The organism is Arthrobacter sp. EpRS71 (genome assembly GCF_001512285.1).
Lineage (GTDB): Bacteria > Actinomycetota > Actinomycetes > Actinomycetales > Micrococcaceae > Arthrobacter.
In genome coordinates, this window is record NZ_LNUV01000002.1 from 171,678 (window position 1) to 194,315 (window position 22,638).

23 protein-coding genes are annotated in these 22,638 nt (G+C 62.3%); 18 read left to right on the plus strand and 5 right to left on the minus strand.

What is annotated here, in order from left to right; genetic code table 11:
* Positions 1 to 6 precede the first annotated feature (6 nt).
* Both AR689_RS02750 and AR689_RS02755 read right to left on the minus strand, forming a co-directional pair.
* Positions 7 to 633 carry an isochorismatase family protein gene (locus AR689_RS02750; protein WP_062066444.1) on the minus strand — a complete coding sequence of 209 codons (627 nt, stop codon included), beginning with the start codon at positions 631 to 633 and terminating at the stop codon, positions 7 to 9.
* Positions 633 to 1,961 (minus strand): nicotinate phosphoribosyltransferase, encoded by a 1,329-nt coding sequence (locus tag AR689_RS02755; RefSeq protein ID WP_062066447.1) that lies wholly within the window; start codon positions 1,959 to 1,961, stop codon positions 633 to 635. The genes AR689_RS02750 and AR689_RS02755 overlap by 1 nt, the downstream gene beginning before the upstream one ends.
* A gap of 37 nt (positions 1,962 to 1,998) precedes the next feature.
* On the opposite strand from AR689_RS02755, the gene clpS reads away from it, so the two are divergent.
* The 6 genes from clpS (at position 1,999) to rdgB (ending at position 6,360) form a co-directional block, all read left to right on the plus strand.
* Positions 1,999 to 2,361 carry an ATP-dependent Clp protease adapter ClpS gene (clpS, locus tag AR689_RS02760; protein ID WP_024817261.1) on the plus strand — a complete coding sequence of 121 codons (363 nt, stop codon included), beginning with the start codon at positions 1,999 to 2,001 and terminating at the stop codon, positions 2,359 to 2,361.
* Complete coding sequence (locus tag AR689_RS02765) at positions 2,354 to 2,920, plus strand: DUF2017 domain-containing protein (protein ID WP_062066450.1); 567 nt, start codon at positions 2,354 to 2,356, stop codon at positions 2,918 to 2,920. Before clpS ends, AR689_RS02765 begins: the two co-directional genes overlap by 8 nt.
* Positions 2,921 to 3,043: 123 nt before the next feature.
* The gene (gene murI / locus AR689_RS02770; protein ID WP_502686000.1) at positions 3,044 to 4,084 is read left to right on the plus strand and encodes a glutamate racemase; all 1,041 of its coding nucleotides are present in this window, start codon (positions 3,044 to 3,046) and stop codon (positions 4,082 to 4,084) included.
* Positions 4,081 to 4,878, plus strand: coding sequence for an MBL fold metallo-hydrolase (locus AR689_RS02775; RefSeq protein ID WP_062066457.1), 798 nt, complete (start codon positions 4,081 to 4,083; stop codon positions 4,876 to 4,878). Before murI ends, AR689_RS02775 begins: the two co-directional genes overlap by 4 nt.
* A 64-nt stretch (positions 4,879 to 4,942) precedes the next feature.
* Complete coding sequence (gene rph, locus AR689_RS02780) at positions 4,943 to 5,701, plus strand: ribonuclease PH (RefSeq protein WP_062066460.1); 759 nt, start codon at positions 4,943 to 4,945, stop codon at positions 5,699 to 5,701.
* Positions 5,698 to 6,360, plus strand: a complete 663-nt coding sequence (gene rdgB, locus AR689_RS02785; protein WP_062066465.1) for an RdgB/HAM1 family non-canonical purine NTP pyrophosphatase — start codon at positions 5,698 to 5,700, stop codon at positions 6,358 to 6,360. The genes rph and rdgB overlap by 4 nt, the downstream gene beginning before the upstream one ends.
* A gap of 66 nt (positions 6,361 to 6,426) precedes the next feature.
* On the opposite strand, the gene AR689_RS02790 is transcribed toward rdgB, so the two are convergent.
* The gene (locus AR689_RS02790; RefSeq protein WP_197412796.1) at positions 6,427 to 7,188 is read right to left on the minus strand and encodes a DedA family protein; all 762 of its coding nucleotides are present in this window, start codon (positions 7,186 to 7,188) and stop codon (positions 6,427 to 6,429) included.
* A 122-nt stretch (positions 7,189 to 7,310) separates the two neighbouring features.
* Here AR689_RS02790 and AR689_RS02795 point away from each other — a divergent pair, with 122 nt between their 5' ends.
* The 5 genes from AR689_RS02795 (at position 7,311) to AR689_RS02815 (ending at position 11,065) form a co-directional block, all read left to right on the plus strand.
* Positions 7,311 to 7,721, plus strand: coding sequence for a GntR family transcriptional regulator (locus tag AR689_RS02795; protein WP_062066471.1), 411 nt, complete (start codon positions 7,311 to 7,313; stop codon positions 7,719 to 7,721).
* On the plus strand, positions 7,718 to 8,647 hold the full coding sequence (locus AR689_RS02800) for an ABC transporter ATP-binding protein (RefSeq protein ID WP_062066474.1): 930 nt from the start codon (positions 7,718 to 7,720) through the stop codon (positions 8,645 to 8,647). The genes AR689_RS02795 and AR689_RS02800 overlap by 4 nt, the downstream gene beginning before the upstream one ends.
* Positions 8,644 to 9,330, plus strand: a complete 687-nt coding sequence (locus AR689_RS02805) for a hypothetical protein (protein ID WP_062066478.1) — start codon at positions 8,644 to 8,646, stop codon at positions 9,328 to 9,330. Before AR689_RS02800 ends, AR689_RS02805 begins: the two co-directional genes overlap by 4 nt.
* Positions 9,331 to 9,417: 87 nt before the next feature.
* Complete coding sequence (locus AR689_RS02810) at positions 9,418 to 10,428, plus strand: 3'-5' exonuclease (RefSeq protein ID WP_062066479.1); 1,011 nt, start codon at positions 9,418 to 9,420, stop codon at positions 10,426 to 10,428.
* A 67-nt stretch (positions 10,429 to 10,495) separates the two neighbouring features.
* Complete coding sequence (locus AR689_RS02815) at positions 10,496 to 11,065, plus strand: DUF4395 domain-containing protein (RefSeq protein ID WP_082697755.1); 570 nt, start codon at positions 10,496 to 10,498, stop codon at positions 11,063 to 11,065.
* Between the two features lie 7 nt (positions 11,066 to 11,072).
* Here the strand turns inward: AR689_RS02815 and AR689_RS02820 are convergent, their stop codons facing one another.
* Positions 11,073 to 12,143: an ADP-ribosylglycohydrolase family protein gene (locus AR689_RS02820; protein WP_062066482.1), complete on the minus strand. Its 1,071-nt coding sequence runs from the start codon at positions 12,141 to 12,143 to the stop codon at positions 11,073 to 11,075.
* An 81-nt stretch (positions 12,144 to 12,224) separates the two neighbouring features.
* Here AR689_RS02820 and AR689_RS02825 point away from each other — a divergent pair, with 81 nt between their 5' ends.
* The 6 genes from AR689_RS02825 (at position 12,225) to AR689_RS02850 (ending at position 19,777) form a co-directional block, all read left to right on the plus strand.
* Positions 12,225 to 12,581, plus strand: coding sequence for a YidH family protein (locus AR689_RS02825; protein WP_175538584.1), 357 nt, complete (start codon positions 12,225 to 12,227; stop codon positions 12,579 to 12,581).
* A 3-nt stretch (positions 12,582 to 12,584) separates the two neighbouring features.
* A complete protein-coding gene (locus AR689_RS02830) occupies positions 12,585 to 12,929 on the plus strand; it encodes a DUF202 domain-containing protein (RefSeq protein ID WP_062066485.1) in 345 nt (114 codons plus the stop codon).
* A gap of 161 nt (positions 12,930 to 13,090) precedes the next feature.
* Positions 13,091 to 14,032 (plus strand): MIP/aquaporin family protein, encoded by a 942-nt coding sequence (locus AR689_RS02835; RefSeq protein WP_062066589.1) that lies wholly within the window; start codon positions 13,091 to 13,093, stop codon positions 14,030 to 14,032.
* Positions 14,033 to 14,100: 68 nt separating this feature from the next.
* Positions 14,101 to 15,291 (plus strand): exonuclease SbcCD subunit D, encoded by a 1,191-nt coding sequence (locus AR689_RS02840; protein WP_062066489.1) that lies wholly within the window; start codon positions 14,101 to 14,103, stop codon positions 15,289 to 15,291.
* Entirely contained in the window at positions 15,288 to 18,317 is a 3,030-nt protein-coding gene (locus tag AR689_RS02845) for an AAA family ATPase (RefSeq protein ID WP_062066492.1), read from the plus strand. Before AR689_RS02840 ends, AR689_RS02845 begins: the two co-directional genes overlap by 4 nt.
* A gap of 86 nt (positions 18,318 to 18,403) precedes the next feature.
* Positions 18,404 to 19,777 (plus strand): MFS transporter, encoded by a 1,374-nt coding sequence (locus tag AR689_RS02850; RefSeq protein ID WP_062066495.1) that lies wholly within the window; start codon positions 18,404 to 18,406, stop codon positions 19,775 to 19,777.
* Positions 19,778 to 19,831: 54 nt separating this feature from the next.
* Here AR689_RS02850 and AR689_RS02855 read toward each other — a convergent pair whose 3' ends face one another.
* On the minus strand, positions 19,832 to 20,806 hold the full coding sequence (locus tag AR689_RS02855) for an AraC-like ligand-binding domain-containing protein (RefSeq protein WP_062066498.1): 975 nt from the start codon (positions 20,804 to 20,806) through the stop codon (positions 19,832 to 19,834).
* Between the two features lie 234 nt (positions 20,807 to 21,040).
* Here AR689_RS02855 and AR689_RS02860 point away from each other — a divergent pair, with 234 nt between their 5' ends.
* Positions 21,041 to 22,516: an APC family permease gene (locus AR689_RS02860; RefSeq protein ID WP_062066500.1), complete on the plus strand. Its 1,476-nt coding sequence runs from the start codon at positions 21,041 to 21,043 to the stop codon at positions 22,514 to 22,516.
* The last annotated feature ends 122 nt before the right edge of the window (positions 22,517 to 22,638 follow it).

Genomic DNA, 22,638 nt, shown 5'->3' on the forward strand with positions numbered 1-22,638 from the left:
TCGGTCTCAGTCGCGTTCGACGTCGACGCCGGCGGCTTCCATTTCGTCATAAGCATCGCTAAGGTCCTCGGCGATTCCGGCTGTGAGCTCAGCGATCACCGTGGTGGAGTATCCGGCCTGAACAGCATCCAGCGCCGTGGCCTTCACGCAGTAGTCCGTTGCAAGTCCCACCACCACCACTTCCTCGACGTCGTGGCTTTGCAGCCAGTCGTCGAGCCCGATCGCGTCTTCATCGAGGACCTCGACGGTGGCCGTTCCTGCCTTGAGGTCGCCCGTGGGGACGTCGTCTTCGGGAGCCAAAACGCCTTCGAAGCCGGAGTAGGCGGCGGTGTACTGCCCTTTCCGGAAGTAGGCGTGGATGTAGTCGGGATCCAGGTCTTCGTGGAGTTCGGCACCTTTGCTTCTGGCCCTGCAGTGCGGAGGCCAGGAATCCACCATGTCCGGGTCCTCTGAGAAGTGGTCGCCGGGCTCTATGTGCCAGTCCTGCGTGGCCACGATGTGGTCGAAGTGCTGCTGGTTGGCATCCACGTACTCCGTGATGGCACTTGCTACAGCGGCGCCGCCTTCAACGGCGAGCGTTCCGCCCTCGCAGAAGTCATTTTGAACATCGACGATGATCAAGGCCCTGGACATCAGTTCTCCTCGTAGATGGTGGGGATGGCAGCCTCGCCTCGCTGGAGGCGGTTCACGACGGCGGGCAGTTCGGCCATGGTGGCCGCGTGCCGTTCACGGGCCCGGATGACGCCTTCAGGTCCGGTCCACCCTGGCAGCACTTCGCCGTTCTTGACGAATTGGTGCAGCAGCTCGCGGTCGTTGCCGTCATCTTCGGGGCGGTGGCCGATTCCAACGACTTCCTGGGTGGCGCGGCCACGCTCGTTGAGCTTTCGGAGAGCGTATTTGCGTCCTCCGACGCTTGCTTTGTTCTTGGCGGTCTTGGCAACGGAAATGAACTCGCCGGCGTCGTTGGTGCGGCTGACCAGCTTGTAGACCATGCTGGCCGTGGGAGCGCCGGATCCAGTGACCAGCGACGTACCCACTCCGTACGAGTCCACGGGGGCTGACTGGAGGGCCGCAATGGCGAATTCGTCGAGGTCCGAGGTAACCACAATGCGGGTGTTGACGTTGCCGAGTTCATCAAGTAGCTGCCGGACCCACTGAGCCTGCGCAATGAGGTCGCCGGAATCCAGCCGGACAGCGCCGAGTTTGTCGCCGGCCAATTCGACGGCGGTGCGCACTGCCGTCTCCACGTCGTAGGTATCCACCAACAGCGATGTGCCGGGGCCGAAGGTCGCGATCTGTGCCTCAAAGGCTTCACGCTCGGTGTCATGAAGGAGCGTAAAGGAGTGCGCGGCTGTGCCTACTGTTTTGATGCCGTAGCGTCGGCCGGCTTCGAGGTTGGAGGTGCTGGCGAAGCCGGCAATCACGGCGGCGCGGGCTGCCGCCGTCGCCGATTCCTCTTGGGTGCGCCGGGAGCCCATCTCGATGCAGGGGCGGGATCCGGCCGCCGAGGTCATTCTTGAGGCCGCGGAAGCGATGGCGCTGTCGTGGTTGAGGACGGACAGGATGAAGGTTTCCAGGATGCAGGCTTCGGCGAACGTTGATTCGACAATGAGGATGGGGGAGTTGGGGAAGTAAGCATCACCTTCGGCATAGCCCCAGATGTCGCCGCTGAATTTGTAGTCGGCCAGGTAGTCCAGGGTTTCCTGGTTGACCACCTTGTTCTGTTCCAGAAATGCCAGCTCTGCTTCGCCGAACCGGAAGTCCGCTATGCCCTCCAACAGGCGTCCCGTGCCGCCCACCACGCCGTAGCGGCGGCCGTCCGGAAGCCGCCGGGCAAATGCTTCGAACACCGATCGGCGGTGTGCGGCGCCGGAGTGCAGGGCTGCCTGAAGCATGGTCAGCTCGTAGTGGTCTGTGTATAAGGAAGTTGCGGGGTGGTCCCATGACGTGGCTCTACTCACGAATTCACTCTAGTGCGAGCCGCCATAGAATGGACAGATGAGCCCTAGCGTTGCGTACGGCACGGACATCGATGAGCGGACCAAAGCTGCAGAGCAGTCCTCCACCGATGTCCTGACAGCCCCTGATATCCCGTGGAACCTTGTGATCTGGAATGATCCCGTGAATCTGATGAGCTACGTGAGCTTTGTGTTCCAGAGTTACTTCGGCTACTCCGAGTCCAAAGCCCACAAGCTCATGATGGAGGTCCATAAGAAAGGCCGGTCCATTGTTGCCCACGGGAGCAAGGAACAAGTGGAGCAGCATGCCGTCGCAATGCACGGTTTCGGTTTGTGGGCCACCGTTGAGAAGGCCGCGAGCGGCAACGAAACACCCGGAAAGGGCGGCCGCCAGCGTGGCTAAGGCATTCAAGTACGGCCTCAAGGGCATCAGCGGCTACCTGGAGCCTGCGGAGCGCGATCTCCTGCGCGGATTGCTGGACGACGTCATTTCCATGCTGGAGTTGGACGTGCGGGAGAACGAAGACCCTCTCGCTGCACTGATCGGCTTGGATATGGACGTCAAGCAGCCCAGCGACCGCGCCCTGCTGCGTCTGTTGCCCAACGTCATGAAGGACGACGACGACGGCTCGCTGGAGTTCCGCCAGCTCACCGAACGCTCTGTCCGTGAAAGCAAGATCGGCGCTTTGAGGGCTGCCGCTTTGGGCTTGGATAAGGACGAGCTGGTTCTCTCGCCCGAGGACGCCACCCGCTGGTCCATGGCGCTGAACGACGTGCGCCTGGTTCTGGCAGAACGCCTGGATATCCGCGATGAAGCCGATGCCGAGCACATCCACAGCATGCAGGACTGGAGCCAGGCCGAGGACGTGGAGAGTTACCTGGCCCTCGTCTACAACTTCACTACGTGGCTCCAGGAGTCTTTGGTGCAGGCGATGATGGCCGCAAGGCAGGGAAAATCCTGATTCCGGCGGCGGGTTGCCGCTGCTGCCCTCCAACAGATCCGGCTGCCTTGTGACACATCAGACACGAGGCGGAGAGCACAGGTAATGGCCGCACACCACGGGAAGCCTTATTCTCGAATAATTATGACTTCAGATTCGGGTTCACCACGCGGCGTCCTGGGCAGTGACGCCCCCATCGGCAACGGGGAACACGGGGAGCTCGTAGGGACACGTCCCATCGGGATTTTCGATTCAGGCGTGGGCGGACTGACGGTGGCGCGGTCCATCATCGATCAGCTCCCCAACGAATCAATCCTCTACGTGGGGGACACCGCTCACGGCCCTTACGGTCCACTGCCAATTGCCGAGGTTCGTGCCAACGCTCTGGGTGTTATGGACGAGCTGGTGGATTCCGGCGTGAAGTTGTTGACTATTGCCTGCAACTCGGCTTCGGCCGCGGTGCTCCGGGATGCCAGGGAACGCTACACCGCCCGTTATGGCATCCCTGTTATTGAAGTGATCCAGCCGGCCGTCCGGCGCGCAGTCTCGGCTACCCGGTCCGGCAAGATCGGTGTCATCGGAACCTCCGCCACGGTGGGTTCCAGAGCTTATGAGGACACTTTTGCTGCGGCCCCGGACCTCACCATTTCGTCCGTGGCGTGCCCGGCATTCGTGGAATTCGTGGAAGCCGGAATCACCACCGGTCCTGAGCTCTTGGCTGCTGCCAATGAATACCTTGAGCCCCTCAAGGCCGCCGGAGTGGACACTGTTGTCCTGGGCTGCACCCACTACCCGCTGCTGACCGGTGTCATTTCGTTTGTCATGGGCGAGGACGTCACGCTGGTTTCCAGTGCCGAAGAGACTGCCAAGGATGTCTACCGCGCCTTGGCCAACCACGGCATCCAGCGGACGGAGACACGCGCACCGAGCCACGAATTCATAGCTACCGGTGATGCCACCCAGTTTGAGACCTTGGCCCGCCGCTTCCTGGGGCCTGAAGTCCTCTCCGTGAAGCACGTGGACCACGTCGCGGCCCAGTACCCCACGGGCAGCTTGGCTCGCATAACCCCCGAGATGCTGGAAGCAGCACGGTCCGGATCCGGGCTGTCCCGCCGCTCTTACTTCGTCCAGCCTGAGGAACCATTCAGCCGCGGCACCGGAACAACCATGGGACGTGAGCTGTGAAGTTGACCATCGTGGGCTGCACAGGCTCTTTCCCCGGTCCCGGTTCGCCGGCGTCGTGCTACTTGGTGACTGCCCACGACGGTGAGCGCGAGTGGAAAATCGTGATGGATCTGGGCAGCGGAGCCTTGGGTGCCATTCAGCGCTATACGGACCTGGAAGACATCGACGCGATCTTCCTCACCCATCTTCATCCCGATCACTGCATGGACCTTTGTGGCCTGCATGTGGCGGTCCGCTGGAAGCCCGGCGGATGGGGCCGGGAGCGTCTGCCGGTGTGGGGTCCTGCAGCTACGGCAGACAGAATGGCCACAGCCTATGGGCTGGATCTCGATCCCGGCATGCATGAGGAATTCGACTTCACCGACTGGACCGAGCTCAAGCCGGTTACAGTGGGTCCTTTCACGGTGACCCCCTTCGCCGTTAACCACCCCGTCGAAGAGGCCTATGCCTTGCGTGTCACTGCTACCGAGCCGGGCAAGGACGGTGTTCCCGTGACCAAGATCCTCACCTATTCAGGGGATACCGATTCCTGCCAGGGGCTCGAAGACGCTGCTCAGGGCTCGGACCTGTTCCTGTGCGAGGCGGCGTTTGAGGAAGGCCGGGATGACGACATCAAGGATGTGCACCTGACTGGTAAGCGTGCAGGTGAGGCCGCCATGAATGCCGGTGCCAAGCGACTTCTCCTGACGCATATCCCTGTGTGGACTTCGCAGACCAAAGTGTTGTCCGAAGCCAAGCCGGTCTTCGCCGGTGACGTTGCTGTTGCCGTCGCCGGAGTCCACTACACCATTTAGTTCTGCCAGGGGGTGGTGGCTCCCGGCGTCGGATGGGTGCCGTCAGCTTGGCTAAGCTGGAACCATGACTTCTGAAGCTACAGCCTCACCCGTTATCCGCGCCGACGGCCGGACCCCGGACCAACTGCGACCCATCAGCATCACCCGCGGTTGGTCCAAACAGGCCGAGGGCTCGGCGCTGATCGAGTTCGGCAACACCAGGGTTCTCTGCACTGCTTCACTGACCGAGGGTGTGCCCCGCTGGCTCAAGGGCGAAGGCCGCGGTTGGGTCACGGCCGAATACGCCATGCTTCCGCGCGCCACCAACACCCGGTCGGACCGTGAGTCCGTCAAGGGGAAGATCGGTGGACGCACGCATGAGATCTCGCGCCTCATTGGCCGCTCGCTCCGTTCCATCATCGACACCAAGGCTTTGGGCGAAAACACGATCGTCCTGGACTGCGACGTCCTGCAGGCCGACGGCGGCACGCGCACTGCAGCGATCACCGGCGCCTACGTGGCGCTTGCCGAAGCCATCCGTTTTGCCCGTGAGAATAAGCTCATCGCCCGTAATGCGGAGCCCCTGGTGGACACCATTGCGGCCGTCTCGGTCGGCATCATCGATGGCGTCCCCATGCTGGACCTCCCGTACGTGGAAGATGTTCGTGCGGAGACGGACATGAACGTTGTGGTGACAGGTTCGGGTAAGTTCGTTGAAGTTCAGGGCACGGCCGAAGGCGCTCCTTTCGACCGCGACGAGCTCAATGCCCTGCTTGATCTCGCGCTCCTCGGCACCACTCAATTGTCAGCCATCCAGCGCGAGACGCTGGCGGAAGCCCCGTGAGCGACACCCAGGCCTTTGGCGACCCGCGCCTGGTCCTGGCGACCCACAACAAGGGCAAGCTGAAGGAACTCCGCGAACTGCTCAGGGGCCAGGTCCCAGGGCTCGACGTCGACTCCCAAGTGGTGGACGCAGCTGCGGCAGGTGCCCCGGATGTAGCCGAAACCGGTGTCACGTTTGCTGAGAACTCACTGCTCAAAGCCCGGGCTGTTGCAGAAGCTACCGGCCTGATAGCCATTGCTGACGATTCCGGCCTCGCTGTGGATGTCCTGGGTGGAGCCCCGGGCATCTTCTCCGCGCGATGGTCGGGCACGCACGGGAACGACACCGCGAACCTGAATCTGCTTCTTGCCCAGCTCTCCGATGTTCCGGATGCGTTCCGGGGAGCAGCGTTCGTTTGCGCCGCAGCTTTGGCGGTGCCAGGTCCTGACGGCATTGCCCGGGAGACCGTGGAGTACGGCCAGCTGGAGGGGACGCTGTTGCGCGAGCCTCGCGGCCAAGGCGGCTTTGGATACGACCCCGTGCTGCAACCGGTCGGGATGGACCGCAGCTGTGCCGAGCTTAGCTCTGAGGAGAAGAACGCCATCAGCCACCGCGGACAGGCGTTCCGGGCGCTGCTTCCAGCCATTGTTTCGGCGTTGTCACCGGGCCGTTCCACGTAGTTCGTGAGTACGCAAAAGGCACCCCGCCGCGCGGGGTGCCTTTTGTCGTTCTTGGGTTGGGGAGCCTTAGTGCTCGGTGTGCTTGCCGCCCTCGTGCTCCTCGATGAACTCTTCCACGGGGTCGGTGCCTTCGGCCGCTGCCCTGCGCTTTGCCAAGAATCCACGCCCGATCTCAATGAAGATCGGGATGACTGAGATCAGGACGATGACGATGAAGATGATGTCGATGTTGTTGCCGACCCATTCGAACTGGCCAAGCCATGCGCCGAGCAGGGTTACGCCGCCGCCCCAGAGTACTGCGCCAATGACGTTGAAGAGGAAGAACTTGCGCTTGTCCATCTGGGCAACACCCACAATCACCGGCACGAACGTGCGGATGATGGGAACGAATCGCGCCAGGATCAAGGCCTTGCCGCCGTGCTTTTCGAAGAACGCGTGGGCGCTCTCCACGTTTTCCTTCTTGAACAGCCGTGAATCCGGCTTATTAAAGATCGCCGGGCCGGCCTTTGATCCTATGAGGTAGCCGGTTTGGTTGCCGATGATGGCAGCCACGATGATCATGGCGCACATGGCCCACAGGTTGAACTCGATGGCTCCGGTGGAGACCAAAAGCCCCGCCGTGAACAGCATGGAGTCACCCGGCAGGAAGAACCCCACGAGGAGCCCTGTTTCTGCGAACACAATGGCGCAGACCAGAAGGACCACCCACGGTCCCAACGGTGAATCGCGGAGGAAGACGTCGGGGTTCAGCCAGTCCGGCAGGAAGGAAGCCATAGGCGGCTGTACCGGGCCCGCGCCCCCGAAAGTGGATACGGCAAGGTCGCTTATCGCAGAAAAGATCACCCATCAAGCCTACTTGACGGCCGTCGTCGTATTTATCCGGGCGTCCTCTTGGCCTCTTGGCCTCTTGGTTGTATGGTTAGTTACATGAGTAATGAACCAGTGAGGCGATGATGCTCATGATCGATGACAGCAAACCGATCTTCCTGCAGATCGCCGAACTCATAGAGAACGGCATTGTGGACGGCAGTATGGCGGAGGAATCCCAAGTGCCTTCCACCAATGAGTTCGCAGCGTTCCACCGCATCAACCCGGCAACAGCTGCCAAAGGCGTCAATCTGCTGGTGGATTCAGGAATTCTCTACAAACGCAGGGGGATAGGGATGTTCGTAGCTAAAGGGGCACGGGCCCAACTGGTGGCCCGCCGCACCGAGGAGTTCTTCGAGCAGTACGTCAAGCCGCTGGCCTTGGAGGCCCGGAAACTGGGCATCTCGGCGGAGCAGCTCAACACCATGATTGAACGCAGCTCCGGGCTTGACCCGGAACCCGGGACTGATAAGGAAAGGAGCGCGGCCCTGTGAACGACACCATCGTCGAGGCCCGTAACCTGATCAAGCACTACAAAGACCTGAATGCTCTGGACAACGTGAACCTGAGCCTTTCGGCCAACCGCATCTATGGATTACTGGGGCGCAACGGAGCAGGAAAGACCACCCTGATGTCCATCTTGACGGCCCAGGCCTTCGCCACGTCCGGTGAAGCACTCGTCTTCGGAGCCAGCGCCTACGAGAACGATGCGGTGCTGTCCCGGATCTGCTTTATCCGCGAATCGCAGAAGTACCCGGATGACTTCCAGCCGCGGCACGCTTTCCGTTCCGCTGCGCTGTTCTACAAGAACTGGGACCAGGACTTTGCCGATCGCTTGGCCGAGGATTTCCAGCTTCCCGTAAAACGGAGGATCAAAAAGCTCTCACGCGGGCAGCTGTCCGCTGTGGGAGTCATCATTGGCCTGGCCTCCCGGGCAGAGCTGACCTTCTTCGATGAGCCCTATTTGGGACTCGACGCCGTTGCCCGGCAGTTGTTCTACGACCGCCTGGTGGAGGACTACGCTGAGCACCCGCGCACCATCATCCTGTCCTCGCATCTGATCGATGAAGTGGCCAACCTCTTGGAGCATGTGGTGGTCATCGATCGGGGCCGGATCATCATGGACGCCGATGCCGAGGATATCCGGGGCTCCGCCGTGACGGTTTCCGGCTCTGCTGACAAGGTGGACGCCTTCCTGGCCGGCCGGAAGATCCTGCACCGGGAAACGCTGGGGTCGCTGGCATCAGTGACCGTCGATGAGGCACTGAGTAGCCGCGAACGTAACGAAGCGCTGGAACTGGGCCTTGAATTGTCGCCCGTATCCCTGCAGCAATTGGTGGTGCGAAAGACCATGGCGGGCTTTGGCACCACATCCACCACTGGAGATTTCGCCGATGACACCTTGGAGGCAAGGCGATGAGCAGGACCATGGCAGTTGCCAGGATGCAACTGATTAACAAGTGGACTTACCTCGGATGGCCGCTGACCATCCTCGCGGCCTCATTCCTGATGTCTCTCGCGATCTTCGCTCTCATTCCCGTGAACGAAGGCAAATACGGCGGAGGCAGCCAGGCCCCCATGTGGTACTTCATGGTCCTGGGAATCCAAAGCATGACCCTGGTCTTCCCGTTCTCGCAGGGCCTGAGCATCAGCCGCAGGGCTTTTTACCTGGGAACGTTGGGACTCTTCTCGCTGATTGCACTCGGTATGACCGGGATTTATCTGCTGGGCGGTGTGATTGAGGGGGCAACCAACGGGTGGGGCGTTAATGGGTACTTCTTCAAAATTCCGTGGGTGACCGATGGGCCCTGGTACTCCACCGCGGCGTTCTTCTTCATAGTGATGATGTTCATGTTCATTATCGGATTCTGGTTCGCCACCATATTCAAGCGCTGGGGGTCAAACGGCACGTTGGTATCCACGCTTGGAACGGCTGTGATCCTGATCGGCCTCGCCGCCTTGACCACGCTGCTCGAATGGTGGGGGCATGTTGGCAATTGGATGGGTCAGCAGACACCGCTGAGTATCAGCGGCTGGGCAGCGTTGCTCTGCGTCGCTCTGGCTGCAGGATCCTATACAACGCTGCGGCGGGCAACACCCTGATGTAGCGTTCGCCACAATACCGGCCGGAAGGGCCGCCCCGCCGCGCAAATCGGCGGTGGCGGCCTTCTCCGGCTGTAACCTTGTCCAGTGGCATTGGACTTTACGGCGATCGACTTTGAAACTGCCAACGGCTTCAGGGGGTCCCCGTGTTCGGTGGGGCTCAGCAAAGTACGCAACGGAGTTGTGGTGGAGGAAGCCTCCTGGCTCATGCGCCCGCCCGAAAACCATGATCACTTCGAATTCCACAACACCCGGATCCACGGCATTCGTGCCGAAGACGTCGCCGGCCGCCCACGGTTCGGGGAGCTCTTCCCGGAAATCGGCGCATTTATTGGCGACGACGTACTCGCCGCCCACAACGCAGCCTTCGACCTCGGCGTTATTCGCTCAGGCTTGGAAGTCTCAGGGCTGGCCGGGCCGGCTTATGACTACGTGTGCACCGTGATGCTCTCCCGCCGCTGCTATTCGCTGGTTTCCAACTCTTTGCCCTACGCGGCAGAAGAAGCCGGGGTTCCCCTGATCAATCATCACGACGCCGCGGAAGACGCACGCGCCTGCGCCGGCATCCTGGTGGACATCGCCAGGCGGAACAACGCCAACAGCATCGCCGAACTCTACCTTTCCCTCGGCCTGAACTTGCCGAAGCAACCTGCCTTCGATCCCACGCAAGGCCTCTCCAAAGCGACCATGTCCGCGCTCGCTGCAAGGACCGGAAGCGCCGCCGAAGGCACGCTCGAACGTGCACTGGGCGTGCCGGGTGGCTTCCAGGCCTGGCCGGAGGAGGGACCCAACCCGCTGCCGAACCCTTCAGCGGAACCCGGACACCCGCTCTTTGGCCAGACCGTGGTGTTCACCGGCGACCTCGCCATTACCAGGCCGGAGGCAAAGTCGCGGGCCGCGGACATGGGGGCACGTCCCGAAAGCCGGGTAACAGCAAGAACTACTGTGCTGATCGTCGGTGATGGCTTCGTGGCGGGTGACCTTCGCGCCGGCCGGCTCACAGGCAAGGCAAAGCGGGTCCTGGAACTCCATGCCAAGGGCCAGCAAATCGAGGTTGTGTCCGAGGGGGAATTCCTGCAGATGGTGGGCGGCGCATAAGCAGCGTTCCGGTCATATGGCGCAACAAACCTTCCCGCGGGGAGAGCCGCGCTCCTAGCCTTGGGGCATGACCAAGCCAGCCCCACCTCTTACTCCAGTGCGCCAGTCAAGTGGTGCCGCCGCTCCTGCCGCTGCTGACACGCGCGGCAGGCTGGATTGGCGGACTGTGTTCGCTTTCCCCAACCCCGTCAACGAATACGCCGCCCGGATCACAGCCGGGCTGGTGGTGGTGCTGGCGGTCGCCACCCTGTTGACCGGCTGGTCCTGGGGCTTGGTGGCACTGGCTATCGGCTTCTGGCTCCGTGTGTTGTTCGGGCCACGGATCTCCCCGTTGGCGCTTCTGTCAGTGAAGGTGTTGGCGCCCAGGATCGGGCACGCCAAGCTGGTCGCCGGTCCACCCAAGCGTTTCGCTCAAGGCATCGGTGCCGCCCTGACGACCACCGCCGTCGTGCTGTTTTTCACCGGATTCCAATCAGCCGCCTGGGTCCTGCTGGCGCTGTTGATCGTGGCGGCTTCGCTGGAAGCATTTGTGGGCTTTTGCCTCGGCTGCGCCATCTTTGGTTTCCTGCAGCGCCGGGGCCTCATTCCTGAGGACGTTTGCGAGGCATGCAATAACGTGACGCTGCGACGCACGTAGTTCCTTTTTAGCCGGTGGTGACGGCAAGCAGACGGTCCGCCATGCCGCGGACCACCTCCGGGGCTTCCAAGGCCTGCAGCCAGTCGGCCGGCAGGCAGTCCTCACCGTAGTAGGCGCCCAGGATATTTCCAGCGATGGACCCGGTGGAGTCGCTGTCGCCACTGTGATTGATGGCCACGCTGATTGCGTTGCGGAAGTGTTCTGCCGGCGAGTCGCCGCTGGTGGCCAGCACAGCGTAGAGTCCGACGGCGAGTGCTTCCTCGGCGATCCACCCCTCGCCCAGCGAGGTGGTTAGTTCGTCCGGGTCCAAGACAGAGCCCTGCAGGGACAGTTGCAGGGCTCCTTCAAGCCGCTGCGCCAGTTCGGGCGCTTTGGTGGGGACGCCGTTCACGTAGATGAGGGCCTCGGTGGCGGCATCGCGGATGCCGCTTCCGGCCACGATGTTGTGGATGAGCAGGCTAAAGGCTGCTGCGCTAAGCCGCGCTGAAGGGTGTCCGTGCGTCAATGAAGCGGCGTCCGAGCTGAGCTTGTAGACCGCTTCGCGTGAAATGTGGGGGATGAGTCCAAACGGGGCTGAACGCATCACGGTGCCGCACCCTTTGGAATCGGCATTGACCGGACGGGCAACTGTCCCCATCTGGCCCGATGCCAAACCGCTGAGGCAGGCGTTACCGGGTGCGCGACGGTGACGCAGGACATCCTGGGCGTCGATCCACCGCGGTTGCGGAACGGGTGCGGAGGAAGCAACAGCAACGTCCTGCGTGGCGAGCCAGCGCAGGTAGGCGAGCCACAGGCAGGCAATCTCGTCCGCTGCTACGCCGTCGTTCGCCCATTCGAGCGCTTCCACCAATCCGTCGACGGTGTACAGCGTCATTTGCGTGTCGTCAGAGAAGTGACTGCCGCCGTCGAGCTGACCGAAAGACGTCAGGCCGGCGGAACCATAGCGCGCGCGAATCGCGGCAAGGGACTCGAACTCCACAGCATAACCAAGGGAATCACCCAGCGCGCCGCCCAACAGTGACCCATGGACGCGGGACTCGAAGGAAGGAACGTGGGGGGACTTAGGCTCAACACTCATGCCAGTAACTTACCGTGCCCGCGAACCTCCGCTGATATGGTGGGGAAGCTGCCCGGCACTGACAAAACTTGGAGAGACATTTTGCGTGAACCTGCTTGGCGACGGACAGGCAAGACCCCCGATTACAGGTTTTCTCTCGCCAACGAACGTACCTTCCTCGCGTGGATCCGCACGTCCTTGGCCTTGCTCGCCGGCGCGGTCGCTGTTGACCAGCTGGCTCCGAACATCGCGCCCACGCCGGTCCGTTTGGTCCTCTGTGTCCTGCTGGCTTTGGTAGGGGCGGGGCTGGCTGCCCTTTCATATCGCCGTTGGGGGCAGATGGAAGCCGCGATGCGCAACGATCAGGCGCTCCCCTTCTCCCGTGTCATGTTGTTCATGACCATTGTGGTGGCCGTGGCGGCATTCGCCTTTGCGGTGCTGATTTTGGTGGCGCGGTAAAGGATGGAAGTCCGCGATCCCGGGTTGCAGCCCGAGCGCACGATGTTGGCATGGCGCCGGACGCTGATCTCCCTGGTAGTGGTGGACCTCTTCATTTGGCGGAGTTGGCTGACGTCCGAACCCTCCACCGGCAACCTCGTGGCCGGCCTTCCAGGGCTTGATTACCAAGGGATCTGCGCCCTCATGGCAGCCGCAGCCACCATCGTGCTGGCCTCTGTGGTGTGGGTTCGCTCACGCCAACTCCATGCAGGTAACGAGGCAGCCTCGGCCAGGCTCGTTCTGGTCAGCACGTTGGCCGTGGTGGGACTTGGTGCCACAGCCATCGCTGCCATAGCGCTGGGCGGATAAGCTCGTAGGTGGAATTCAGCCAGCGCCCAGACTCGGCTGGCACAATGCTCAGTGGCTTTGAGCTTGCATCACTGACAGCACCGCCAGCGCCAAACACCAGCGTCCGCAGCGACGAAGCCGGTCATACCGGCATCCATACCAACCGTAAGGACTCATTCCACATGACCTCATCTGTACAGGCCACACCAGACCCCCAGCCGGGACTCGTTGCCCGGCTGTCTGCTGAAGCTTTGGGCTCGATGTTTGTTGTTGTCGTTGCGGTGGGAGTCGGGATCTTTTCAAATCCTGGTGCCGCCCCCTTGCCTCTAGCTCTTGCGACCGGCCTTGCAGTGACGGCAGCCATGCTGGCTTTCGGCTATGTGTCGGGAGGCCACTTCAACCCTGTGATCACCCTGGGCAATCTGATCGCCGGCCGAATCCGGGCCGTGGCGGCGCTGGGCTACTTGGCGGCGCAAATCATCGGCAGCGTGATTGGTGCTGCGTTGATCTACTTTGTGGTGAGCACGGTGCCGGTCCTCAAGGACGCCAGGGCCGCGTTCGACGTCGTTGCGCCGGGCTTTGGCGAACACGCCGCCGCCCAGACACAGCTGGCCGGAGTTCTGTTGGTGGAGGTCCTTGGTGCAGCTCTCATTGTGGCTGTATTCCTTGGTGCGACAGCGGGCCGTCGGGCCGTACCTGCCATGGCGCCCTTCGCAGTGGGCTTGTCAATGGCTGTTCTTCTTCAGCTCGGACAGGTATTGGGAAACCTTCCCTTCAACCCTGCACGGGCAACAGCCCAAGCATTCTTCAGCTCGTCCTGGGCCATGGAGGGTCTGTGGCTCTTCTGGGTGGCCCCGCTCATGGGTGCCGCGCTCGCCGGCCTTGCCTTCCGTGGCTTCCAAGGCCTGTCAGCTCCTGCCGTGACTGAGGACTTTCAGGGCGGCAGCGACGGTATCAACGACTCCTTCGATGCCAACGACGAGCCGGTTGAGGACGCTGAGGTCCGGGGCACAGAGGTCAAGGAGACCGCTGTGAAACCTGGCATCGCCTCTCCGCGGGCTGTGCCGGCCGCGCCGGTCAACGATGACGCCCGGGATTTCTTCGACGGTAAAAAAGGGAAATAACCTGACGGGCTCGACGGCGGACGGCTCGCCTCCGCTTTATTGTCGGTGCCCCCGGTTAACTTGAGAATATGCGGTTACTTCACACTTCCGATTGGCACCTGGGCCGGTCATTCCACGGCGTTGGCATGCTTGATGCCCAACGGAACTTCGTGGACCAGCTGGTATCGCTGGTGGAGTCGAAGTCCGTTGATGTCGTGCTGATAGCCGGCGACGTCTACGATCGCGCTCTGCCGGGACTTGATGTGGTCCAACTCCTCGATGACGCTTTGGTGCGCATCACGCAGGCGGGGGCCGGCGTGGTCTTGACCAGTGGCAACCACGACTCCGCCATTAGGTTGGGTTTTGCTTCCCGTTTGCTGGAACGCGGGGGAGTCCACCTCAGGACTCAGGTGGAGGAACTTGATGTTCCAGTGCTGTTTGCGCTGGAAACAGATGGAGACGGTGCGGACCGCTCAGGGGACGGCCAGGTGGCTATCTATGGCATCCCCTATCTTGAACCCCGGCTCGTCGCGGAAAGGTTGGGCGCTGAGAACGCCAACCATTTTGATGTCACCCTGGCAGCGGTGGAGCGGATCCGGAAGGATGTTGAGAAGCGCCGCGCATCAGGACCCGTTTATCCGGTTGTCCTTGCGCATACTTTTGCCAGTGGCGGCATTACCTCAGAGAGCGAACGGGATCTGAGCATCGGCGGGCTCGGCGCGGTTCCACTGGATCTCTTTGAGGACTTCGCCTATACCGCGCTGGGTCACCTTCATGGGCGGCAGGAGCTGGCCCCCAATGTCCGCTATTCCGGTTCTCCCTTGGCTTATTCATTTTCAGAAGCCAAGCACCACAAAGGTGCGTGGCTCGTGGACCTTGGCGCGGACGGCGCCATGGATGTTGAAGAAGTTCTGTGGGATGCCCCCAAAGCCCTGGCTACGTTGCGTGGGACGCTGGAGGATCTGCTGAGCGGCGAAGAGCATGCATGGGCAGAGAGCGCATATTGCCAGGTCACGCTAACGGACGCGCAACGTCCTGCGCAGGCCATGGAGAGGGTTCGCGCTCGTTTTCCGGAGACCTTGGTGCTCTCTTTCGATCCCCAAGGTGCTGAAGCGCGGACCTCCACCAGTTACAGCAATCGCCTCGCGGCAGCAGAAGATGACCTCGGAGTCTGCTGTGGCTTCCTTGAACATGTCAGGGACCGCGGCGCAAACCATGCTGAAGAAGCTGCACTGCGCGAAGCACTTGAAGCTGTCCGGGTCCAGGAGGCCGGGCTGTGAGAATTCATCGTTTGGAAATTGAAGCTTTCGGCCCCTTTGCGACGCCACAACATATTGACTTCGACCAATTGAGCGCACAGGGGCTTTTCCTCCTCAACGGCGCCACGGGTGCCGGCAAGACCAGCATTCTGGATGCCATCTGTTTTGCCCTGTACGGTTCCGTTCCCGGCACCCGCCAGGAAGGAAAGCGGCTACGAAGCGACCATGCCGCTCCCGGTGCGGAGCCGCGCGTAGTGTGTGAGTTCTCCGCGCGTGGCCGCCGTTTTGAAGTGACGCGATCACCGGCGTGGGACCGGCCCAGCGCCCGCGGCCGCAATGGATATACCACCCAACAGGCCAAGACCCTCCTCAGGGAACGCGTAGCCGGGAGCTGGGAAGAGAAATCATCCAGGAATGATGAGGTAGGTGCGGAGCTCTCGGACGTCCTGGGAATGGACCGGGAGCAATTCACCCGTGTGGTGATGCTGCCACAAGGCGACTTCGCGGCGTTCCTGAGGTCCAAGGCCAACGAACGGCTGGACCTCCTCCAGAAACTGTTTGGTACGCATCGATTCGAAACGGTTGAACGCCAGCTTCTTCAACAATCGGCCGATGCAACGCGTGCAGTGCAGGAGAACACCTCAGAGCTCAAACTGCTGCTGGACCGGGTTGCGTCGGAGAAAGATCACATGGATCTTCCCGCGGCTGAAACCTCAGCCGATGCCACTCCGGCCTCCGGGATGGATCCAGGACAGGAGCCGGAGGCCTGGCTGGCCGGTGTAGAGGCAGAAATACGGGTTGAATGGAAGCGTCGGCAGGACGAGGCAGCTGAGGCGGCGTCGTTGTCTACCCGGCTTCAGGAACAGTTCCAAGAGGCCCAGGAGAGGTCGCTGAGGCACGGGCGGCTCGGCGCCGCGATGCAGCGGCGGGTGCTGCTTGAACTGGCAGCGCCCCGGGCATTGGAGAACAAGGAGATGCTCGGAAAGCACCGGCGGGCCGCCGTTCTCAGTGGCCAACTGGAAGCAGCCGATGCGGCAGCACGCAAACGTGAAGCCGCCGCAGCCCGCGCTGACGGGATCCGCGGGAAACTGGTGGCTGCGGGCTTGGATGCTGCCCCTGCAGATGTGGCGCTGGAAACCGTAAAGGCCAGTTGCGCAGTTCTTGAGGCCCGGCTGTCGGATGAGCAGCGCTTGGACGTCATCACGGCCCGGCTGGCAGCCGTGGACGGTGAAGTCGCTAAACATCAGGTAGCTGTAGCGGAGTCTTCCACCGTCCTGGAACAGTTGCGCCGGGACGTGTCCGCTGTGGAGTCAGAGATCCAGCCGCATGAGCCTTTGGCTGAGCAACTGACAGAACTGGAACGGGCGGCCGCTGATGCTGCCGAGTTGGTGGGGATTGTGGCCCGTCACGCAACCGCCACCCATGAGTTGGACGAGATGACCCGGAGGCATCTCCAGGCCAGGACCTCGTCCCAAGACCTCCGGCAGAAGTGGCTTGATGTTCGTGAGCTGCGTCTAGCCAACGCAGCAGGGGAGCTGGCAGCGGCGTTGGAGAGCGGAAAGCCGTGCGCCGTTTGCGGCAGCGAGGAGCATCCCCACCCCGCAGAAGCCGTGCGAACAGCACTCTCCCTCGCCCAGGACGAGGAAGAAGCCAAGGAACGGTTTGAGGCCAGTGAAAAAGCCCTTGGGCTCCTCGCTGAGCAGGTGTCCTCCGCAGCGCAGGTGCTCGCCGGGCTGGTGGCCCAGGGTGGTTCAGTTGATGCTGCTGAAGCAGAGTCGAAGCGGGCATCCGCCCGTGAAGCTGCCTCGGCGGCACGTCAGGCGGCAGCGGAGTTGGAAAAGCTTCGTGCCCGGCACGAGGCACTCAGCAAGCGGATCGTACTGGTCCAGCAAGAGCACGCTGACTCCGTCAGCGCAGCGGCCCAGGCGTCATCGGCTGTGCAGTTGCTTCAGGAACAATGCGCTGCCCTTGAATCAGAACTTGCTGGATTGAAGGAAGGATTCCCCAGCCTTCGTGCACGGTTGGAATCGCTCACGGCTGAGCGCGTGCTTCTGCAAGCGGCCGTTGAGGCAGACCGGGAACTGGACCAAGCGAAACAGGCTGGCATGGACGCCGCCGCCTCCTTGGAAAAAGCCCTACAGGTATCGGGTTTCGCATCGGGAGAGGAAGCCCGCCGGGAAATCCTCCTGCCGGCCGATGTTGTGGGCCTTGAAAAGGACTTGGCTGATTTCGATGCCGAATCGTCCCGTTTGGATGAACTGTTTGCCGGTGAGGATTTAATCCTTGCGGCCAAGGAAGCCAGCATTGGCGAACTCCCCTTGGCTCAGGACGAACTTGCCGAATCGAGGCTTCTTGCTTCCAATGCCGCGGATGATGCGCGGGCCAAGGCATTGTCGGCTGGCCTTGCCGGGAAGTCGGCGGATGCTGTTGCCCGGCTGGGGAAGGAGTACCGGACCTTGGCGAAAGCAGGAAGGGAACCCCTGAGCCGGGCGCACATGCTGGCTGAACTGGCCGATACCGTGCGTGGATCGGGAGATAACAACTACCGGATGAGCCTGAACACCTATGTCCTGGCAGCAAGGCTGGAACAGGTGGCCCTTGCCGCCTCCGAGCGGCTCGTGGCCATGAGTGATGGCAGATACACGTTGCAACATACGGACGCCAAGGCTGCCAGGGGTGCAAAGTCGGGCCTGGGTCTTGAAGTCGTGGACGAGTGGACTGGCCAGCGGCGGGACACGTCCACGCTCTCTGGCGGAGAGTCCTTCATGGCATCGTTGTCCTTGGCGTTAGGCCTCGCCGATGTGGTCCAGCAGGAGGCCGGCGGTGTGGATATCGAGACACTGTTTGTTGACGAAGGCTTCGGCAGCCTGGATGAGCAATCACTGGAGCAAGTGATGGACGCCCTGGAAGGACTGCGTGACGGCGGCCGGGTGGTTGGCCTGGTCAGTCACGTCGCGGAAATGAAGCAACGGATCACGAGCCAGCTTCAGGTGGTAAAGGGCAGAAACGGTTCCAGCGTGCGGATTGCCGAAGCTCTTCCTGTCTGAGGCGTATCCGATAGACTTAACCCGTTACACAGGGTCGCGCGCATCGGGAGGAGGGACGATGCGCATCCTTTAGCGAACCCGGATTAATGGAAAAAACTTCTGTAGCTTCAAACACTTTGTCGTCGGCCCCCGCACGCCCCTCTCGCTTGCCGGGTCGATTCGCGCGGCTCCCTGAATTGGCGGGGCCTGGTTTCCTGCCCTTGGGGCTGTTCGCCAGACTTCCCTTGGCCATGCTGACCGTGGGGACCCTGACCCTCATCACGGCCGTCAGCCACTCCTACGCAATCGGCGGCATGGCGGCCGGAGCGGTGGGCATCGGCTCGGCGTTGGGTGCTCCCGTCCTGGGCTCTTTGGCCGACCGGGCCGGGCAGCGGATCGTGCTCCTTGTGGCAGCGGTCATCAACACACTTGCCGTAGTGGGGCTCCTCGCTGCGGCCTACCTCACCCCCGGCTACGGTTCCGTGGTTGACGCGGTGGGTGTGCTCATTGCAGCTTTTCTCGCTGGAGCCAGCTGTCCGCAGGTGGGTCCCATGGCCCGTGTGCGCTGGATGGCGCTGACCACCCGGAACTTGTCCCCTTCTGCAGCCAGCGGCGGGAGAAGCGTCGCAGCCAACCGGGCTGACCTGGACACCGCATTGTCCTATGAAGGCACCGCGGACGAGGTCACCTTCGTGCTGGGTCCTGCCTTGGTGGGTGTCTTGGCCAGCATGGTGGCGCCATGGTTGCCGCTCGCTTTGGCCGCGGTCATGACCATCACCCTTGTTCCTGCCTTTGCGGTCCATCCAAGCCAGCAGGCGGTGGAACCGGCACCCCGGAAGCCGCGTACCGGCGTCGTGCCTTCCCTCGGACAGGAGTCTTCAGGTGCGCAATCCACCCAGGTGGCCCCTCAACGGCGTCACCGCTGGGCCGGAGCCGTGGTGGCCGTTCCGGTGGTTGCCATGGTGTGCATGGGTACCTTTTTCGGGGCCACACAGAATGCGCTCAGTGCTTTCTCGGCGCAGTACGCCACGGCAGAAATTGCTGGACTCCTGTATGCGGTGATGGGCCTCAGTTCAGCTGTAGCGGCGTTGTCGGTAGCGTTTTGGCCGCAACGGTTCAGCCTGGCGTCCCGCTGGGTTGTCGCGGCACTGGCGATGTCCGTTTTGTCGCTTCTGCTGCTTCTCCCTGCGGGCATTTGGCCCATGATTTTTGTCCTGCTGATATTGGGCATCCCCGTGGGGCCTGTGATGGTCACTGTCTTCAGCATCGGCGGCGTGGTGGCTCCGACGGGTCGCATGGCCACCGTGATGACGGCGCTCGCAAGTGGAATCGTGGCTGGTACAGCCTTGGGCTCCTACCTGGCCGGGCAGTTGGCTGAAACGCAGGGACCGGGTGCGGCGTTCGTCGTGTCGATGGCCGCTGCGGCCGGCCTGTTGCTGCTGGGTGTTCTCACGTCCTTGGTGATGAAGCGCCAACCTTAGGCTAGCCGAGCCACGCCCGACGACGGCCGCTGGGTTTGGTGGTCCAGAGAGCCGTCAGTGGCTGTTGCGGTAGCCGGTGGGGGAGTTCCCGAACGCCGCGCGGAAGATGCGACTGAAATGTGCGGCATCGGTGAACCCCCACCGCGCTGCGATGGCCGTCACGGGTCGATCACTCAGCACCGGATCCCTGAGGTCCCGCCGGCACCGTTCGAGTCGCCGTTGCCGGATGGAGGAAGCCACTGTTGTCCCGATTTCCTGGAAGAGGTCGTGCAGATGCCGCGTGGAGATGTAGTGGGCAGCGGCAATGGTTCCGGGCGAGAGTTCGGGATCACCGAGGTTGGCCTCGATGTAGTCGTGGATCCGCCCCAGCAGCAGCAGATGCGGATCGCGGCCCGTCTCGATCAGCTGATCGAGTTCACCGTTGAAAAGTGTGGTGACCAGGTCCAACGCGTTGTGGACCAACCTGAGCCCATTGGTGCCGGAAAGTGCCTCGAGGTTGTCGGCCAGTTTGACCAGGAAGGGGCTGATGAGTTCGCCCAGGCCCTCATCGCCCGGAATCCTCAAGGCAGTCACATGTCCCATGGCTTCGGCGGGCAGGTCCAGAAGGACGTGCGGGAACATGAGCACCAAAGTGCGGAACTCGTCGTCGAACGTTAGTTGATAAGGGCGGGAGGTGTCGTAGATGGACAGATCACCGGGGCGCAGCACGGCCTCGCGTTCGTCCTGAACCAGACGGCCCGAGCCTGCGAGCTGGATGCTGAGCTTGAAGAAGCGCCCGGTGGACTTGGCAATCAACTCCGGAGTGCGCAATACAGTGTGGGGACCGGCGGCAATTTCCACCACGGAGATCTGTCCCAGAACGCGTGCACGCATGATGCCGTGGAAGGTGGAGCCTTGGAAAGATGAACTCTTGGGGCCCGTTGCCAGAAGGGGTACGAAGGAGTTGGAGATTGCTTTGCTCCATTCCTGGAACGACTCCGCCACGATGGTTTCCACGGTTGCGGGGCCCGTATCAGCCGCGACGGTCATCGAACTCCCTTTCAATGGCCCGCGGCGCCGCTGCCACTGGGGCGGGAATGCCGGTTGTGCGGACGTGAGCTTGCCCACGATTCTACACCGGGGGTCGTGTACGTCCGTGCTTGCGTGCAGCGACAAACACCCTGCCGTGTGAGACAAGTCACGCAAGGGCCCTGCGGTGGAAGATTGCGGAATGACAGACACCGTGCCGCGCAATCTCCCGCGGCACCAAGGCAGGAGCACACTATGAGCGTGGACAACCCCGTCAAGGGCAGGACCGCCGGGGCCGTAGGCCCCAAGAGGCGGCTCGGCGTACCGGCAGTAACCTTCATGATTATCGCGGCCTCGGCGCCGCTGACCGTGCTCGCGGGCGGCGTAACCACCACCTTCGCGGTCACCGGCGTCACCGGCGTGCCGCTGTCCTTCCTGATCCTGGGCGCAATCCTGGCGCTCTTCGCCGTCGGTTACGCCGCAATGAGCCGGTACGTCACCAACGCAGGGGCGTTCTACGCCTACATCGCGCAGGGCATCTCACGGCCGGCAGGCGTGGGAGCATCACTGATTGCCCTCATGGCCTACAACCTGATGCAGGTGGGGATCTACGGGTTGTTCGGTTTCACCGTCTCTTCACTGCTGTCCGCCCGGCTTGGCGTGAGCATTCCTTGGTGGATTCCCGTGCTGGTGTGCATCGCAATCGTTGGGTGGCTGGGAGTGAACAGGGTGGACCTGTCCGCCAAGGTTCTTGGCGTTCTGGTTGCCCTCGAGTTCCTGGTGGTCATTGTGTACGACGTCATCAGCCTTGCGGTGGCCCCCGAGGGCGTTACAGCAGCAACGTTCAGTCCCGAAAGCCTGTTCGTTCCCGGGATTGGAGCAGTTCTCTCCTTCGGTATTGCCGCCTTCATGGGCTTCGAATCCGCCGCTATTTACGGTGAAGAGTCCAAGGACCCTAAACGCACCGTAGCCCGGGCCACCTTCGCTGCCGTCGCCATCATCGCTGTCTTCTACGCCGTCTCTGCCTGGGCCATGACCGTGGGAGCGGGGCCGTCCGCCGTGATCGAGGCGGCCACCACCAACGGCCCGGACATGATCTTCGCGTTCCTGGGTACTCACGGCGGCGTGCTGCTCAGCGACATCGCCCAGATCCTCTTCGTCACCAGCCTCTTCGCCGCGCTGGTCAGCTTCCACAACGCAGTAGCCCGCTATTTCTTCTCCCTTGGCCGCGAGCGCGTCCTTCCGTCAGCACTGGCCAAGGTGCGGACCGAAAGCGGGGCGCCGTTCGCCGGTTCGCTGGCGCAGACGGTGATTGCCGTCGTCGTGACCATTGCTTTCGCCATCGCCGGCTCGGGTTCCGAACTCGGCGAACTCTACCCCGTCCTGACCATGTTCACCTGGCTTACCAACAGTGGCGCAATCGGCCTCGTTCTGCTGATGACAGTGGTCTCTGTAGCAGTGATCGGCTTCTTCCGCCGGGAAAAGCACGGCGCGAGCCTGTGGGTCAGGGTGATCGCCCCAAGCCTTGGATTCGTGCTCCTCGCCGTGGTCTTCGTGCTCATCATGGCCAACTTCAATGTCCTGCTGGGACAGACTGAGTCGACGGCTGTCACGTTTGTCTTACCGATGCTGGTCCTGTTGCCCGGAGTTGTTGGAGTCATCTGGGGTTTGCGGCTGCGGCGCTCGCAGCCGGCACTGTACGCCCGGATCGGCCACGGCGCCGACGACTGACTCCCGGCGGAACGATCGGAAGCCCCGGCGAGTGTCGCCGGGGCTTCCTTGTTTTCTTCAGCTCATGTACTGCTTCGGTGGGCTGCATCCCCGGAGTGTGCGCTGAGCGTGAGTTGTGGTGA

Bases quoted from the DNA above. Each gene is read 5' to 3' on its own strand.
- rph (WP_062066460.1), top strand. From the start codon at position 4,943: ATGACTTCTGAAGCTACAGCCTCACCCGTTATCCGCGCCGACGGCCGG.
- clpS (WP_024817261.1), top strand. From the start codon at position 1,999: ATGAGCCCTAGCGTTGCGTACGGCACGGACATCGATGAGCGGACCAAA.
- AR689_RS02820 (WP_062066482.1), bottom strand. From the start codon at position 12,143: ATGAGTGTTGAGCCTAAGTCCCCCCACGTTCCTTCCTTCGAGTCCCGC.
- murI (WP_502686000.1), top strand. From the start codon at position 3,044: ATGACTTCAGATTCGGGTTCACCACGCGGCGTCCTGGGCAGTGACGCC.
- AR689_RS02750 (WP_062066444.1), bottom strand. From the start codon at position 633: ATGTCCAGGGCCTTGATCATCGTCGATGTTCAAAATGACTTCTGCGAG.
- AR689_RS02860 (WP_062066500.1), top strand. From the start codon at position 21,041: ATGAGCGTGGACAACCCCGTCAAGGGCAGGACCGCCGGGGCCGTAGGC.
- AR689_RS02795 (WP_062066471.1), top strand. From the start codon at position 7,311: ATGATGCTCATGATCGATGACAGCAAACCGATCTTCCTGCAGATCGCC.
- AR689_RS02855 (WP_062066498.1), bottom strand. From the start codon at position 20,806: ATGACCGTCGCGGCTGATACGGGCCCCGCAACCGTGGAAACCATCGTG.
- AR689_RS02835 (WP_062066589.1), top strand. From the start codon at position 13,091: ATGACCTCATCTGTACAGGCCACACCAGACCCCCAGCCGGGACTCGTT.
- AR689_RS02830 (WP_062066485.1), top strand. From the start codon at position 12,585: ATGGAAGTCCGCGATCCCGGGTTGCAGCCCGAGCGCACGATGTTGGCA.
- AR689_RS02850 (WP_062066495.1), top strand. From the start codon at position 18,404: ATGGAAAAAACTTCTGTAGCTTCAAACACTTTGTCGTCGGCCCCCGCA.
- AR689_RS02840 (WP_062066489.1), top strand. From the start codon at position 14,101: ATGCGGTTACTTCACACTTCCGATTGGCACCTGGGCCGGTCATTCCAC.
- AR689_RS02805 (WP_062066478.1), top strand. From the start codon at position 8,644: ATGAGCAGGACCATGGCAGTTGCCAGGATGCAACTGATTAACAAGTGG.
- AR689_RS02815 (WP_082697755.1), top strand. From the start codon at position 10,496: ATGACCAAGCCAGCCCCACCTCTTACTCCAGTGCGCCAGTCAAGTGGT.